This window comes from Bartonella sp. CL266QHHD, assembly GCF_042195355.1.
Lineage (GTDB): Bacteria > Pseudomonadota > Alphaproteobacteria > Rhizobiales > Rhizobiaceae > Bartonella.
This window is the reverse complement of sequence record NZ_JBHIOD010000055.1, coordinates 27,762-44,654: the sequence shown is the minus strand read 5'-3', so window position 1 is coordinate 44,654 and position 16,893 is coordinate 27,762. Positions and strand designations below refer to the sequence as shown.

The 16,893-nt window shown below is 36.6% G+C and carries 15 protein-coding genes; 6 read left to right on the top strand and 9 right to left on the bottom strand.

Annotated elements, in window-relative coordinates; genetic code table 11:
* Positions 1 to 237 precede the first annotated feature (237 nt).
* From gltA to ACFIK7_RS07285, 6 genes are all read left to right on the top strand, one after another.
* Complete coding sequence (gene gltA / locus ACFIK7_RS07310; RefSeq protein WP_273790681.1) at positions 238 to 1,533, top strand: citrate synthase; 1,296 nt, start codon at positions 238 to 240, stop codon at positions 1,531 to 1,533.
* A gap of 733 nt (positions 1,534 to 2,266) precedes the next feature.
* Positions 2,267 to 3,019, top strand: coding sequence for a transporter substrate-binding domain-containing protein (locus ACFIK7_RS07305; RefSeq protein ID WP_375663174.1), 753 nt, complete (start codon positions 2,267 to 2,269; stop codon positions 3,017 to 3,019).
* A 339-nt stretch (positions 3,020 to 3,358) separates the two neighbouring features.
* Positions 3,359 to 4,111, top strand: a complete 753-nt coding sequence (locus ACFIK7_RS07300) for a transporter substrate-binding domain-containing protein (protein WP_375631231.1) — start codon at positions 3,359 to 3,361, stop codon at positions 4,109 to 4,111.
* A gap of 79 nt (positions 4,112 to 4,190) precedes the next feature.
* Positions 4,191 to 4,913, top strand: a complete 723-nt coding sequence (locus ACFIK7_RS07295) for an ABC transporter permease (protein WP_273790678.1) — start codon at positions 4,191 to 4,193, stop codon at positions 4,911 to 4,913.
* On the top strand, positions 4,910 to 5,617 hold the full coding sequence (locus tag ACFIK7_RS07290; RefSeq protein ID WP_273790677.1) for an ABC transporter permease: 708 nt from the start codon (positions 4,910 to 4,912) through the stop codon (positions 5,615 to 5,617). Before ACFIK7_RS07295 ends, ACFIK7_RS07290 begins: the two co-directional genes overlap by 4 nt.
* Before the next feature lie 79 nt (positions 5,618 to 5,696).
* Positions 5,697 to 6,470 (top strand): amino acid ABC transporter ATP-binding protein, encoded by a 774-nt coding sequence (locus ACFIK7_RS07285; RefSeq protein WP_273790676.1) that lies wholly within the window; start codon positions 5,697 to 5,699, stop codon positions 6,468 to 6,470.
* 30 nt (positions 6,471 to 6,500) lie between these two features.
* Here the strand turns inward: ACFIK7_RS07285 and lpxB are convergent, their stop codons facing one another.
* From lpxB to frr, 9 genes are all read right to left on the bottom strand, one after another.
* Positions 6,501 to 7,688, bottom strand: coding sequence for a lipid-A-disaccharide synthase (gene lpxB, locus ACFIK7_RS07280; protein ID WP_375631233.1), 1,188 nt, complete (start codon positions 7,686 to 7,688; stop codon positions 6,501 to 6,503).
* Positions 7,681 to 8,553: an LpxI family protein gene (locus tag ACFIK7_RS07275; protein WP_273790674.1), complete on the bottom strand. Its 873-nt coding sequence runs from the start codon at positions 8,551 to 8,553 to the stop codon at positions 7,681 to 7,683. Before ACFIK7_RS07275 ends, lpxB begins: the two co-directional genes overlap by 8 nt.
* A 2-nt stretch (positions 8,554 to 8,555) precedes the next feature.
* On the bottom strand, positions 8,556 to 9,380 hold the full coding sequence (gene lpxA / locus ACFIK7_RS07270) for an acyl-ACP--UDP-N-acetylglucosamine O-acyltransferase (protein ID WP_273790673.1): 825 nt from the start codon (positions 9,378 to 9,380) through the stop codon (positions 8,556 to 8,558).
* Between the two features lie 24 nt (positions 9,381 to 9,404).
* On the bottom strand, positions 9,405 to 9,872 hold the full coding sequence (fabZ, locus tag ACFIK7_RS07265) for a 3-hydroxyacyl-ACP dehydratase FabZ (protein ID WP_273790672.1): 468 nt from the start codon (positions 9,870 to 9,872) through the stop codon (positions 9,405 to 9,407).
* Position 9,873: 1 nt separating this feature from the next.
* Entirely contained in the window at positions 9,874 to 10,920 is a 1,047-nt protein-coding gene (gene lpxD, locus ACFIK7_RS07260; RefSeq protein ID WP_273790671.1) for a UDP-3-O-(3-hydroxymyristoyl)glucosamine N-acyltransferase, read from the bottom strand.
* A gap of 65 nt (positions 10,921 to 10,985) precedes the next feature.
* Complete coding sequence (gene bamA / locus ACFIK7_RS07255; protein WP_273790670.1) at positions 10,986 to 13,382, bottom strand: outer membrane protein assembly factor BamA; 2,397 nt, start codon at positions 13,380 to 13,382, stop codon at positions 10,986 to 10,988.
* Between the two features lie 211 nt (positions 13,383 to 13,593).
* Positions 13,594 to 14,742: an RIP metalloprotease gene (locus ACFIK7_RS07250; RefSeq protein WP_375631234.1), complete on the bottom strand. Its 1,149-nt coding sequence runs from the start codon at positions 14,740 to 14,742 to the stop codon at positions 13,594 to 13,596.
* A 15-nt stretch (positions 14,743 to 14,757) separates the two neighbouring features.
* Positions 14,758 to 15,573, bottom strand: a complete 816-nt coding sequence (locus ACFIK7_RS07245) for a phosphatidate cytidylyltransferase (protein WP_273790668.1) — start codon at positions 15,571 to 15,573, stop codon at positions 14,758 to 14,760.
* 724 nt (positions 15,574 to 16,297) lie between these two features.
* Complete coding sequence (gene frr / locus ACFIK7_RS07240) at positions 16,298 to 16,858, bottom strand: ribosome recycling factor (RefSeq protein ID WP_273790667.1); 561 nt, start codon at positions 16,856 to 16,858, stop codon at positions 16,298 to 16,300.
* Positions 16,859 to 16,893 lie beyond the last annotated feature (35 nt).

The following is a 16,893-nucleotide window of genomic DNA, read 5'->3' as shown; positions in this document are numbered from 1 at the left end:
TAAGGATCTATACAGATATCTCAACGCGCCCTAAAAGAGTTTTTTATGTTATATCATTGAAATACATTTCTTATTGAGTAATAATGATCAATAAGGAAATATTTTTAGATTGCATGTACTCACTTTTAGAGGCAATCTACCCTTAATATAAGTAAGAAAAGCTTCAGTTATACATCCCCCACTCTGATGAAGCAGAGTCTTAATTTTTAGAAGTGAAGGATCTGAAAGGAATACCGAATGTCTGAGAATAACGCATATATTATTGTGAATGATAAAAAAGTAGAGCTTCCCTTGCGTAAAGGCACGAGTGGACCTGAAGTCATTGAAATTGCTTCTCTCTACAAAAAAACCGATATTTTTACTTATGATCCTGGTTTTACTTCAACAGCTTCTTGTGAATCAAAAATTACTTATATCGATGGTGATAAAGGTATATTGCTTTATCGTGGTTATCCTATTGATCAATTGGCTGAAAAAGGAGACTTTCTCGAAAGTTGTTATCTTTTACTTTATGGTGAACTCCCAACACAGCAAGAAAAAAATGAATTTGATCGATGTATTATGCAGCATACCATGGTACACGAACAGTTTGCACGCTTCTTCCATGGCTTCCGTCGTGATTCTCATCCTATGGCCGTCATGGTTGCCTGCCTTGGCGCTATGTCTGCGTTCTATCACGACTCTATTGATATTACAGATCCTCACCAGAGAATGATTGCTTCTGTTCGTCTTATCTCAAAAGTTCCAACGCTTGCTGCTATGGCCTATAAATACAGTATCGGACAAGCATTTGTTTATCCACGTAATGATCTTAATTATGCTGCAAATTTCCTCCATATGTGCTTTGCAGTTCCTTGTGAAGAATATAAAACAAACCCTGTGCTTGCTCGGGCGATGGATCAAATCTTTATCCTTCATGCAGATCATGAACAAAATGCTTCTACATCTACGGTACGTCTTGCTGGATCCTCGGGTGCTAATCCGTTTGCCTGTATTGCAGCAGGAGTTGCATGCCTTTGGGGACCAGCACATGGTGGTGCCAATGAAGCATGTCTAAAAATGCTACAAGAAATAGGTTCTATTAAAAGAATTCCTGAATTTATTGCACGTGCAAAAGATAAAAATGATCCTTTCCGCCTTATGGGCTTTGGGCACCGTGTCTATAAAAATTATGATCCACGTGCAAAAATCATGCAAAAAACCTGTCATAAAGTTTTAAAAGAACTCAACATTCAAGATGACCCTCTTCTTGATATTGCAATAGAGCTTGAAAAAATTGCCTTAAGTGATGAATATTTTATTGAGAAAAAGCTTTATCCCAATGTTGATTTCTATTCCGGCATTACATTAAAAGCTCTAGGTTTTCCAACTGAAATGTTTACTGTCCTTTTTGCATTGGCGCGCAGTGTCGGGTGGGTGGCACAATGGAAAGAAATGATTGAAGACCCTGCACAAAAAATTGGTCGTCCTCGACAACTCTACACAGGCTATGCTATGCGTGACTATGTTCCTATAGATGAACGTGCAAATTAAAAAAAGAGATCAATAAAGCTTCAATTTACTGAAGCTTTATTGAGAGTAATCAAAAAACATCCTTTAAGAATTTTTATAAAACGTGATTTTAAAACTCTTTCTACAGAGATAACATCATCATAAAAATTTACTAAAAAATTCTAAGTTTTAGCTCTGTAAAGAAATTGAGAATACTTTTCTGCGAATTAGCCAAACATTTAGCAAAAAGAAATTGAAAATTTTACCTTATAATCCTCATTATCTTTAATAGAAATGTATTCCCTATCATTCCCCCATGTTTAAAAGCCCTATTACATATTAAAATCTAGCAATGTCAGAATTTTTCTTTCTATCTTCTTCAGATAAAATTGCAAAAGGCTTACATTAAGTGCTTTTCTAAGATGCCAAAACTTCTTATCCCTCTTCAAATAGATTCGAATAAAAATACTTTACATTTTGTCCTGTTAAGAGCTGAAATTTTCTTTGTATTTAAGTTAATAGTTTTTCTTTTAAAGATAAATTATTGATTTTTTAAGTAAAATCATTAAATCATATAATCAATAGAGGTGTCCTTCTTTCCTGTATTTTTTATTCCCATACTTGATAAAAAGAAATTATTTTTTGACAATGATATTCAACATAATGATAGCAAAATGACCACAGATAAATTTTTTACATTGCTCCAAAAGAGCTTACAGATTATAAAAATTCATGATGGTTTCATATTTGCCAGCTTATCTAATAGGAGAACATAATGAAATTATTAGCAGGAGCTCTTATAATAAGCGCGACACTATTTACCCTATCGGCCAATTCTCAAACGCTGAAAATTGCAAGCGATGCTTCTTATCCGCCATTTAGTTATATTGACTCAAATAACGAACTTCAAGGGTTTGATATTGATATATCTTATGCTCTTTGCAAAAAAATGAATGTTGAATGTACTATTGTCACACAAGACTTCGAGGGGATGATTCCCGGTCTTCTTGCCAAAAAATACGATGCTATTGTTTCTTCCCTTTCTCCTACAAAAGAGCGCTTACAAAAAATTGATTTTACAGATCCTTACTACAATACAGCACTCGCTGTTATTGTTACCAAAAATTCGGAAATTAAAGAAATCTCAACACAAGCCTTTAGAGGTAAAAACCTTGGTGTACAATCAAATACAACACAAGCTGCATATGCGGAAGATCATTATGCCTCTGAAGGAGTTAATATCAAACTTTATCCTACAGCAGCAGAAGTTAATCGTGATCTTTTAAGCCATCGGCTTGATATCATCATCTTTGATAAATTAAAAGCATTAAATTGGATTGAAAATGAAGGAAAAGACTGCTGTCTCCTCTTGGGAACTCTAGAAAAAACAAATTTTCCTATTGCAATTGCACTCCGTCAAAATAATAATGATCTTAAAAACAGTTTTAATAAAGCAATAGAAGAAATCCGCGCCGATGGAACCTATGAGAAAATTATGAGAAAATATTTTACTTTCGATATCGATTAGATCTCACTATGAATTAAAATTCAATCTGTATATTTAAGGAGTATCTTTAACTCTTTATTGGACATGCAGGTATAATTGGAAATTCGGCATTTCTATAAGAAAATTTACATTTATCAAAATAATTTTTAATTGTTCCTCAATATTTAAACACTTTATAGAATCTAATGACAACGATAAAGTTGTATTTTTATCGTATCAAAATCTAATTTTTTGATAATAATGCCCAACATAATGATCTAAAATAAGCATCAATAAATTTTTGAATTGCTCCAAAAAAGCTTACAGATTATAAAAACATAATGATTTCATATTTGCCCGCTTATCCAATAGGAGAACATCATGAAATTATTAGCAGGAGCTCTTATAATAAGCGCCGTACTATTCACCCAATTGGCTGATGCGAAAACATTAAAAATTGCGAGTGAAGGCACCTACCCTCCCTTTAGTTATATTGACTCAAATAATAAATTGCAGGGACTTGATATTGATATATCTTATGCACTTTGTAAAAAAATGAATGTTGAGTGTACTATTGTTACACAAGACTTCGAGGGAATGATCCCTGGACTTATTGCAAAAAAATATGATGCTATCATTGCTTCCCTCTCTCTCACACAAGAGCGCTTACAAAAAATTGACTTCACAGATCCTTACTACGATACAGCACTGGCTGTTATCGTTACCAAAGCTTCGGGAATTAAAGAAATCTCGACACAAGACTTTAGAGGTAAAAATCTTGGTGTGCAATCAAATACAACACAAGCTTTCTATGCAGAAGATCATTATGCTTCTAAAGAGGTGAAAATCAAACTCTACCCTTCCACAATAGAAGTGAATCGTGACCTTTTAAATCATCGACTTGATGTGATTATTGTTGATAAATTACAAGCATTAAATTGGCTTAAAAATGAAGGAAAAGATTGCTGTCTCCTCTTGGGAACTCTAGAAGAAACAAGATTTCCTATTGCAATTGCAGTCCGTCAAAATAATAATGAACTTAAAAATAAGTTCAATAAGGCGCTAAAAGAAATCCGTTTGGATGGAACTTATGAAAAAATTATGAGAAAGTATTTTACAGGTGATGTTTATTAAATATCGATATGATATTTAAATGAAACCTACTGGTTATTGCTAAAAAATATTATCGAACTCTTTCATGAGGAACACAGGAATGATTGAAAATTTAGCATTGCTATCATTTAGCAATGGTGGATGGGGAGTGGTTATACTTTCCAGTGCAGGAATGACTTTGTCATTGGCATTATGTTGTGGCTTTCTAGGATTTCCTCTAGGACTTCTCAATGCAGTGATGATTCGATCCAATATTAAGATGGCCAAAGCTATGGCACGCCTCTTTTCAACAGTATTCCGTGGGCTACCAGAGCTTTTAACTTTGTTTTTAGTTTACTACGGATTACAAAGCCTTATTCAAAATTTATTTGACTATTTTAATTTTGAAATCATGTTCAGTATCAATGCTTTTGTTGCTGGTGTTCTTGCCCTTAGTATGGTTCTTGCAGCTTTTTCTTGTGAAGTTTGGCTTGGAGCATTTAATATTTTTGATAAAGGTCAATATGAAGCGGCTAAAGCTTTAGGACTTTCACGGTCAACCACATTTTTTCGTATTGTCTTCCCTCAGCTCATCCGAAATGCCTTGCCAGGACTTTCTAATAATTGGCTTACTTTACTGAAAGATACATCCCTTGTTTCTACCATCGCGCTTGTTGACCTCATGCGACAAACGAATTTAGCTGTCGCCGCTACCAATAAACCCATGCTATTTTATTTTGTAGCATGCTTACTCTATTTGTTATTTTCAGCGGTTTTTACTGCAATCTTACGCCATTTGGAAACATACACTCAAATAGGCTATAAAAAGGTGCTAGGTCAATGATTCCTGAGTGGCTTTATTTCCTTTTTAATCCTGATCTTTTAAGCCATTATGGACCCAAATTTATTAATGGCTTTATTGTTACTGTTGAGCTTGTTTCTATCTCTTGTTCTCTAGGTCTTTTTCTTGGTATGCTTATCGCTTTTGCTCGTCTATCAAAGAATACATTTTTACAATATTTTGCAAATGCTTATGTCTATTTTTTCCGTGGCTCTCCTTTATTAGCTCAACTCTTTCTTTTTTATTATGGGCTTGGTTCAATGAATAGTTTTTGGCAACAGGTGGGACTATGGTGGTTTTTTCAAAATGCGTGGTATTGTTGTCTTTTTATTTTTACACTCAATTCTGCTGCCTATCAATCTGAGATCTTTAAAGGAAGTTTTTTATCCGTAACAACTGGACAACGTGAAGCATCAAAAGCTTTAGGTTTAAGCAACTCTGTCACATTTTTTAGAGTTATTCTTCCACAAGCAATGATTGTAGCATTACGCCCCCTAGGAAATGAGTTGATTTTAATGATTAAATCCAGTGCTGTTGCCTCACTTATTACTGTTTATGATTTAATGGGAGTTGCTAAACTCACTTATTCACGGACTTTTGATTTTCAAGTTTACGTTTGGGCTGCTCTTATCTATCTCTTTATCGTTGAACTCATTCATCGTTTTATTGTTTTTATCGAACAGCGCCTCACTCGATATTTACGTTAAATAAAATGATCATAAAAAACTTTACCAAACCAAAATGTTGAATTAATCACGTTATTCATCAATGAAAGAATAAAATAAGATGAATTTGAAAAATAATAAATCGATCTCTCCCAATAAAAAACCAGTGATCTCTATTCAAAATCTAAATAAATGGTATGGAAACTTTCAGGTCCTACATGATATCAACTTTAATGTTCAAGCTGGTGAACATATCGTTATTTGTGGACCATCCGGATCAGGAAAATCAACGTTAATTCGTTGTATTAATCAATTAGAACAAGCACAAAAAGGTTCAATCTGTATCCATAACGTTGATATCCATACCGCTCCTATACAACAGCAAAAAAAAGTTCTTCGTAAGATAGGAATGGTCTTTCAGAATTTTAATTTATTTCCCCACATGAGCGTTATACAAAATTGTATTTTAGCACCTATGACCGTTCAAGGGCTTTCCAAACAACAAGCACAAGAACGGGCAATTCGTTACTTAACACATGTTGGTATTGAAAAACACTGTGAAAAATATCCTTTACAACTTTCTGGTGGGCAACAACAACGTGTTGCGATTGCCCGTGCACTTTGTATGGAACCTGAAGTCATGCTTTTTGATGAACCAACCTCTGCTCTTGATCCAGAAAGTGTGGGAGAAGTTTTGGAAGTGATGGCTCGATTGTCCGACACAGGGATCACAATGCTTTGTGTTACCCATGAAATGGGCTTCGCACGTAAAGTCTCAGAAAGAATACTCTTTCTAGAAAATGGAAAAATTGTTGAAGATACAGCCTCTGAAGAATTTTTTACCAATCCTAAAAGCCAACGTGCTTGTAATTTTCTTGCTAAAATTAAATATTAATCATTAAAATATTGCTTTATTTATACAATTTTATTCTTGTTTTTTTAAAAGAGCGATAATTGTTTGTGCGCCAACAACCCCTGATGGTACTTCAGTTTTCATTTTCTGTTCTACCATCTCAAAGGCATCAAGTTGTGCCTGTCGCAATAAAGGATTAGCCAAAAGTTGTTCTACTTGTCTTGCTAACATACCAGGACGGATTAATTCATTCAAATATTCCGAAACAATAGGCTTATCAGCAATAATATTTGGAAGAGCAGCACTCCATAACATCATTTTAGGAAAAATAAATAATTTAGAAAAACGATCAAGTTTATAGCAAAGAACCATAGGAATTTTTGCTAAGGCTAATTCAAGTGAAACAGTTCCATGTGCCGCAAGAGCAACATCTGCTTGTGCAAAAGCACGCCATTTTTCATCTTCACCAACGACAATTTCTATCTTGCTTTTCCAGCCTTGCACAAAATCACGGATTCTATCTACCAAATGAGGTAAGGTTGGTAAAATAATACGTAAATGAGGAATACGTTGTACAAGAATCTCTACTGTTTCTCGAAAAATAGGCATTAAGGAACGAATTTCTAAATTGCGTGATCCTGGCAAAATAACTAATGTAGGCGATGATATTTGTGTATCGATCAAATTTCTTTGTTCTAATTGGCTTTTTTTTTCTGACTGAACTCTCAAAAGGGGAGGATATGTCAAAAGACGATGTCCAACATAGGTCGTGGCAGGACCTCCCAAATCTTGCATAATCTTTTCTTCAAAAGGAAAAACCGCTAAAACATGATCAACAAATCCACGCATAGCTTTTGCACGCTCTGGCCTCCATGCCCAAACGGTTGGTGCAATATATTTAATGATAGGAATAGAAGGCGCTAAAGCACGTACCTTTTTTGCAATACGATGTGTAAAATCAGGACTATCAATAATAATTAAACAATCAGGTTGTTCTTGTGCAATAAATTTGGATAAATTGCGAATATGTAGCAACAACAATGGTAGTTTTTTCAATACTTCCTTTAAACCTATTAAAGCAATATCATGGGAATCAAAAAAGCTTTTTAAACCTAATGCCTTTAAATGCCTCCCCCCAACACCAATCAAATGAATATTGCATCCTATCTGTTGTGATAAACAAGTAATTAAATCGGCCCCAAGTAAATCACCAGATTCCTCACCTGAAACCACAGCAATCTTTAAGAAACAATTATTCATGACCAAACCTTTCAAATGTCTCTATAAATAGAGAATATTTGTTGGCTTTTTCTATTGTTGTTTTCACCGATAATATTAGACTTCTATTTGCCTCCACCGCAACACCAGATAAACCACTCTTTGCAATATTTATTATTGTCGCTGGCCCAATTGATGGCAAATCAACGCGATTATCCTGTTGTGGTTTTGCACATTTTACAAGAATGCCACCTTTAAGGGGAATTTGCCCTCTTTCTCGCATTTCACAAACACGCCACAACATATTATCAGTTCCCTCAGCACCCTCCAGAGCAACCACCCTTCCTTGGACAACGACAACGGCTTGCCCGATATCTAATTGACCTAAAAGCTTTGCTGCTTCTACTGCTAAAAAAATATCTTTTTTCTCTTTTGGAGTAGCGCGCCGTACTGTTAAATTAAATTCTATGGGAGCTAAAAGATCTGGGACTATTTCGTGAGCACCGATAACACAAAAACCGTGTGCTTCAATAACCCGTATAAAAGCTTTTAATAACGCATCGTCTCCCCTCTTCAAAGCTCCGATTAACTTAGGAAGAGCTAAAAATGTTGTCCAGTCCAGTCGCAATTGTTTAAGAAGTGGACGCTTTTTCACACCACCTGCCAAAACAACATTATATACACCAGCCTCTTTTAAAATTTTAACGAGTCGCGCTAACTCTACAATTGATAGCTCGCAATGCTCATAGCGATAAAGAACAGAATCTGCCTCACCATGCAAAAGCACAAGAAAAGGATTTTCTCCATTCTTCTCAAGAGTCTGCGCAACAGTAATCGGTAGAACACCATTTCCTGCTATAATAGCAGTACGGCCGGAAAGAAAACTTCTGGCTCCCCAAATAGGCATTTTTAATCCTTATGTTCTTTTATTTTATCACCTTCAAATTTTGGTGTACAATAAAAACGCTTTCCTTCTTCTTTAATAAAATTAACAACTTCAGAAACAGACTGAGAAGAAGAATAAAAAGAAGCAACATCACTAACACGCTCTTTAAATGGTTTGCTATGATCAAAAAGCATGGCAACTGCATGACGGAGTGCATGAATATCTTGACGCTCAAGTCCTGCACGCTTCATGCCAATAATATTGAGGCCGGCAAGTTTTGCCTGCACACCAACAGCTGTTCCATAAGGTATCAGATCACCAACCAGTGCAGATACGCCGCCGATAAATGCATGATGTCCAACACGAACAAATTGATGAACAGCAGCACCACCACCAATAATCACATAATCACCAACAGTGACATGACCAGCAATCATTGCGTTATTGGCAAATGTTACATGATTGCCTACATAACAATCGTGAGCGATATGCGCATAACAAAAAAATTGGCAATTATCACCAACAACTGTCATTCCTACACTCGAATCGGAACCCCTATGCATTGTTACACCTTCACGAATCGTACAATTCTTACCAATAAAAAGAGTTGTAGCTCCTCCTTTATGTTTATTATTTTGCGGATCTGCCCCCAAAACAGCATGAGAAAATACTTTACTCTTGGCTCCTAATGTTGTCTTTCCCATTATTACAACATGACTTGTCAAACTACATTCATCACCAATAACAGCCTCTGAACTAATATGGCAAAATGGTCCAACGCGTACATTCTCACCAAGCTGCGCTCCCTTCTCCACAAGAGCAGTTGGATGGATTTTCGTACCGGACATTTTTAAATTCCCATCAAATATCGTTTATTCTTCTTCGACAATCATCGCAGCAATTTCTGCTTCAGCGACGCGGACATCTTCTACTTTTGCAACACATGAAAAACGTCTCATACCAGATCTTTTTTTCAAAAGCTGAACATGAATCTTGAGCTGATCACCAGGCATAACCGGCTTACGAAATTTCGCATTATCAACCGTCATAAGGTAAACTAAATTTGTTTGCTTATTGCCTAAATTTAAAAGTGCTATTGCTCCTGCCGTTTGTGCCATAGCTTCTAAAATCAAAACTCCAGGCATAACAGGCTTTGCGGGAAAATGTCCCGTAAAATGTGGCTCATTAATCGTTATATTTTTAATACCAATCGCTTCTTGTTCACCATCAATATCAACGATACGATCAATCAATAAAAATGGATAACGGTGCGGTAATATTGATAATAGTTTTTCAATATCGACAGCCTCTAAGTTTTTAGTTTTTTCACTGCTGATCATATCAGCGTTTCTCCTTTTTAACTTTTCCCATACTGCGCAACGCCGCTACTTCACGAAACCATTGTTTAAATGGTCGCGCTGGACTACCTCCCCATTTTTCGCCATCCGGAATGTCATTCATAACACCACTACGAGCAGCAATCTGAACAGATTTACCTATTATGATGTGATCAGCTACTCCCACACTTCCGCCAAGCTGAGACATATCCCCTATAGATGTACTTCCCGCAATGCCACATTGAGCGGCAATAAGACAATAGCGGCCAATTTTTACATTGTGGGCAATTTGTACAAGATTATCAATCTTGCTTCCTTCACCAATAACAGTATCTTGAAATGTCCCACGATCAATTGTCGTGTTCGCACCAACTTCTACACCATCCTCAATAATAACACGACCAAGCTGTGGAATTTTCTCGATTCCAACTCCGCCTCCAACATAACCAAAACCATCTTGTCCAATGCAAACGCCAGGATAAAGCTGAACCTTATCACCTATTATAGAACACTGAACTGTTACCTTAGGAGCAATATAGCAGTCACATCCAATACGGCAATTTTCACCGATAACAGCTGTGGATGAAATAAGAGTTCCTGCACCAATCTCAACATTTTTACCAATAACAGCTCCAGCTTCAATACACACATCATGTGCCAACTTAGCCGTTGGATGAATATGCGCATGTAATGAAATCCCCTTCTGCCCCAACCAAGGCATTGGCTTGACAGAATCTGGAAACAAAATACGACCAATCTGAGCAAAGTCACGCTGTGGTGTGGATGTCACCAAAATTGCCATAGTTTCGGGAACTTTAAAAACAATCTCATTCGTACACAAAACAGCAACAGCAGAACTGTCCAGTAAAGCATCAGAAAACTTCCGATGCTCTACAAAAACAAGCGAACCTTCCACCGCACTCTCAAGTGAAGAAAGAGTATTGATAACTTTATGAGAAAACTCTGGATTAAGAAGCTTTGCACCCGTCAACTCAGCAGCATTTGCAACTGTCAATCGTCGGGACGGCGTAAAAAAAAATGTATCCGCCATCAAAACACTTTCTCTCCCAGCTTAAGCTATTCTCTTCAAATTTTTCCTTCTTAAAATCGCTCAAATCAGAACTTCGTAGAAATACCAAAGTTCAATTGTTGCAAACGATCACCTTCCTGCTTCGTTATTGGCCAAGCATAATCAAAACGCAAAGGACCAAACGGAGAATCCCACATCAAACTCACACCTGCAGATGAACGCCAAGCACTTTTGGTATTGGTAACAGACGGTTCACCCTGAAAAACGGCTTTATAATTATTGCCATAAAGCGTGGCAATATCCGCAAATAAAGCACCGCGCAACCCGAATCCTTCAGGCACAACAGGGATAGGAAACTGTACTTCAGCAGTCGCATTCATATATGTCGTTCCCCCCAAGAAATAAACCTCACCCTTACTGGAAACCTGGCGCGGACCTATTCCATTATATTTGAACCCTCGAATCATATCAGAATTTACTTTAAACATATCGAAAATACGAACACCTTCTTTGCCTACTTCATGGATATAACCACCCCCAAAGGAAAGCAAACCAACGATATCCTTCTGGTCAGAAAGAGTCTTGTACATCATCGCCTTACCCGTGGTCTTCAAGAACTTTGCACTCCCACCAAGCCCTGCATATTCCTGAAGCAGATGCACGTACCACCCATCATGGGGGGATCTCATATCATCAATCGTATTATAGGTGAAACCATAACTAATTGATGAACGTTTCCAAGGGCTGTGTTTTGCAGCTTGAACAATCGCACCAGAATATTTCCCATATAATTCTATTATGTCACCCTCTTTGTCAAAATCATACTCTCCGCCAAAATCATATTCTTCCTGCACATAAGAATAAGCTACATTAGCAGATAATTGATTATTAATAGGTAACGAAAACCGCAGCGATCCACCTGTCTGCCGTACATCATAGGCTTTATCAGCACGATAAGTACTACGAAAAACATCAACGCCAGCAGATAAACGATATCCTAAGAAATAAGGATCAACAAATGATAAATTATAATTACGAGATTTTTCTTGCCCCGCACCTAATCCTAAACGAACATATTGACCACGTCCCCCAAGATTACGTTCAGTAACAGAAACTTCAAGTGACATACCAGGACTTGTTCCCCCTGTTGTATACCCTCCAGAAAGAGAGAGATCTCCTGTTGAAGCTTCAACGACATCTATTACCAAAACAACTTGGTCAGATTGATCTGTGGGAACCATTGAAATATTAACGGCTTTGAAGAAACCTAAACTTTCTAGACGACGTTTCGCCCGCTGTAGTAAAGTTTGATTGTAAGCATCTCCTTCATTTAAATCAATCTCACGGCGAATGACGTAATCACGCGTTTTCTCATTGCCACGTATATCAATACGTTGAATATAAGCACGTGTACCCTGTTCAATATTATATAAAATTGAAATTGTATGATTTGCTAAATTACGATTTCCCCGCGGTTCAACTTTAGCAAAAGCATATCCCGAATCAGCAACTTTGTTATTAATAGTTGCAACAGACTGTTCAATATCTTCTGCACTATAAACATTACCTGGCTGGGTTTTAAGCACCCTTTTCACAGATTGAACGTCAATTCCATCAACATCACTTTCAACCTGAATATCGCTAATTTTATAGAGCGCACCCTCATCAAGAACGAAAGAAATTTTATACGTATTGCTTGCTGCATCAAAAGTTGCTTTAGAAGAGACTACACGAAAATCTGCATAACCACGGTTATAATAAAAGCGACGTAAAGCTTCTTCATCAACAGCGAGGCGCTCTTCACTGTAAACATCACCTCCCAACAACTTCGAAAAAATTCCTGAAGTTTTTGTTGAAATCACATCACGCAAACGGCGACTTCCAAAGACACTATTGCCCTTAAAAGTGATATCACCAATCTTTGTTTTTTTCCCTTCAACGACATTAAATACCACATTAACCCGCCCTTTTCCAAGGTTAATCGTTTGAACGTTAACAGTGATATTATTACGACCAAGAGTTTTATAAGCCTCACGAATTGTATTTATATCAGCAGAAAGCTTAGCAGAATTAAAAGGCTCATTCGGTTTTAAAGAAATAAACCGCTTAAGATCTGGGTCTTTAAAAGATTTATTTCCTTGAAACAATATTTGATTGACAACCTCATATTCTTTTACGAATACAACCAATTTATCACCCACCGGATTTATTTTAACATCATAAAATAAACCCAATTCGAAAAGGTTCTTCACAGCACTATCAACATCACCACTGGAAACACCTTGCCCAACCTTAATCCCCATATTGTCTCGAATCGCCTGAGAACTTACAAACTTATTCCCACGAACCTCAATAGAGCGGACTACAGACGCTTGTATTTCTCCGACCGCAGCAATTGACATAAAAACCGTTGCTGGGGCAATCATCCCCATCTTTAACACCAATACAGATGCTGCATTTAAAAACTTTGAATTCGTAGTCATTGGCTTTTTTACCTTACTCTCGTTCCTTGGACATGATGCCTTAAAAAGCTAACTGCCATAACAACCTTTTTACAGCTTTACAGCGAGACTTTTCATTCCTTAATTACTCATTATAATCTACAACGCCACAACATTTTGTAGACATGGTAAACAACCTTAAATTTGTTTTTGCTATTATTACTTAATTTATAAAGCGTTTTCCATAATTTAATTAGCTAAACCAACAAAAATAATCATTAAAAAAGACAAAGATCATAAAAAGGAGAAGAATGGAAAAACCTAAACGAAAAACAATTCCCTGAATTTTGGTAGATATTCTCCTCCCAGTAATGACCTCAATGACATGCAATAAAAGATGCCCACCGTCAAGCGGTAGAATCGGAAAAAGGTTAATAAGCCCAACACTTATTGAAAGAAAAGCTGCCAAATTCAACAAAGAGATAAAACCTGTCTCGCTCACTTTCCAAGCAATTTTAACGGTTTTAGAAGGTCCACTTAGCCGACAACGATCCTCTTTTCCTCCTATTAAACGACTCATAAAAAGAACAGTTTGAGTGGCGATAAACACAGTACGGTCTGACGCTTCTCTTACAGCTGTTACAAAACCATAGCGAATATGTTTTATATAAGTTGGATCTAAATGTGCTGGATTATTTAAATCAACAGGAACACCTACACCTATCATAGCACTTCGTGTTCGATTACCAAATCCATCATCTCGCTCAACGACTTTCGGGGTAATCATCGTTGTAAAGACTCGCCCCATGCGTTCTATTTTAAACTCTATGGGTTCTCTTCCATGAAAAGCTACATAATTCATCAAATCTTCAAAGCTTTCAACCCGTCGTCCATCCATTTCAACAAAACGATCACCTAATTCCAAACCGGATTGAAGAGCAGGGCTATCTTTTACCAAAGAACCAACAACGGGCTCAATGGCTACACGACCATAGATAAAGAAAAAAAATGTTAGAATAACAACAGTAAAAAGGGCATTGAAGAAAGGACCGGCAAAAACAGTTGCTGCTTTTTTCCAAGCATGCGCACTAGCAAATGAACCATCAACAATCAGAGATGATTGGAATGATTCCGTATCGATTTTTTCCTCATCCCCAACAAATTTTACATAACCTCCTAAGGGGATAAGTGCTAAACGCCACTTCGTGCCATGCTTATCTGTATAACTCGCTATTTCTGGTCCAAATCCAAGCGAAAAAATTAACGCCTTAATACCACACCACCGACCAATGAGATAATGCCCAAATTCGTGCACAAAAATGATAATCATAATGATGAAAAGAATACTCAAACTTCTTAAAAGAAAATCACCCATAGTGACGATATGATTTAAAAGTTCCAAACGATCTTCTCCCAATTAGATCATACTAAAAAGATTAAAAGGCGCATCCATATCAGACATAAATGAACCAATTAAATAAAGAAGAAAAGCTGCCCCTACCAATCCATCTATACGATCCATAAAACCACCATGTCCAGGCAATAAAGAACTAGAATCTTTAACAGAAAACCGTCTTTTGAGCCACGATTGCCCTAAATCACTCAATTGTGAAACAATTGATAAAACAAGTGTAAGGAGTGGCACAAAAAAACTAGCTAAATTTATATCAAAAAATCCAAAAGCAACCCATATACCACCGAAAACTCCGACAAATGTACCACCAAGTGCTCCTGACCATGTTTTATTAGGAGAAAATTGTGGTGCTAATTTAGGGCCCCCTAATGCACGTCCGATAAAATAACCACCAATATCTGTTCCCCACACTATCGTAAATAAGAAAATAACAACTTGGAACCCCAACATTTCATGATCCCGTAGAAAGCATAAAGCAACAACAGGAAAAGATGCATATAAAAAACCACAAAAAACCCAACCACTCTTTTTTATAGATATAATAGCCAACACCGCAGCCAAAACGATTAAAACACAAAAAATCAACGGAGCAGATACACTCAACACTAAAAAAAAGCCAAAGATCAAGTAAAAGATACTTGCTAATATTTTTTGTAAAACACACCACTTCTCTTTAGTAATACTCATCCACTCATAAAGAACAAAACCGCCAATACACCATACAAATAAAAAAAAGAAGTTTCCTCCCAACCATGTTAGATACAACGCAATAACGCCAAAAACAAAAGCTGTCAGAATACGATAAACCAAATTAGACAAAACAACATCCAAACAATAAAAATAGAAAATACAAGCCCTGAAATTAACGCAAGAAAAATTCCCCTACGCAGTGTTTTTATCTCATACCTGTATAATTTCTCTTATAATTTATCATAAATAATTCAGTCTACTAAGATAGCGCTTATGAGACTAATAATCAATGAAAACAGCTTCAAAAATCTCAGTCAAGATTAATCCTAAATATTTTTTTAATATTTTCTCAAATATAAAATGAAAAAGCAGCTACCTCTGCCCCATACAAATTAACTAATATAGGTTTCGTATAAAAACACTTTTCTATCAACTATTCGTCATTAAAAAACGAATTACGCCACATAACATCTGCTTGATCGATCATACCCACATGTTTTATAATGAGAAATAAGAGAAAGGTTAGGCTTAATATTCTTTCCCCAACCTTCATCTTAGAATATTTGAATAATTTCTAATAATGCTTTCATTATGCAGTTTAACAAAGACGTACTCAACTAAAAGCCCACACTATGCTGTTAAATAGTGTCTTCCAGCAAAGGGCATGATTTACCACGCAGATTAAAAAATTTAAACATCTGCCCTTTCAAATCAGTCTCTCCCATATCAAAATGATAGAATACCTTCCTGCATCACACCTTGCTATCACAGAACACACCACCCCTCCTATTATCCCTAGAAACAATTTACAGGCTTGGGAGTGTAACATCCTTTTTCTAGCGACAAAACCGTCTTAAACGTGCATAATTTCAGATTCCTTTACGGCTAAAATTTTATCAATATCAGCAATAGTTTCATCTGTGAGTTTTTGAACTTTTTCAGACAAACTATGGGCTTCATCTTGTCCAATTTCACCATCTTTTTCTAACTTTTTCAAATTGTCCAAACCATCCCGACGGACATGACGTGTAGCAACACGCGCTTGCTCTGCATAGTGATGCGCAATTTTTACAAGTTCTTTACGGCGCTCTTCATTCAACTCAGGCAAAGGAATACGTAGATTCGTACCATCAGTTATGGGATTTAAACCAAGACCAGAATCGCGAATAGCGCGCTCTACAGCTCCGACCATCGTTTTATCCCATACAGAAACAGAAAGCATCCGAGGTTCGGGAACAGAAATATTAGCAACCTGATTTATATGCACAACAGAACCATAAGATTCAACGGTCAACGGCTCTAATAAACTGGCCGATGCACGTCCAGTCCGCAAACCACCTAATTCATGTTTAAAAGCCGTAATGGCACCATCCATGCGACGTTTCAGATCATCCATAATTGATGTAACATTCATATTTCTGTCTCCTTCAATTGTCCTTTGAAGCTTAC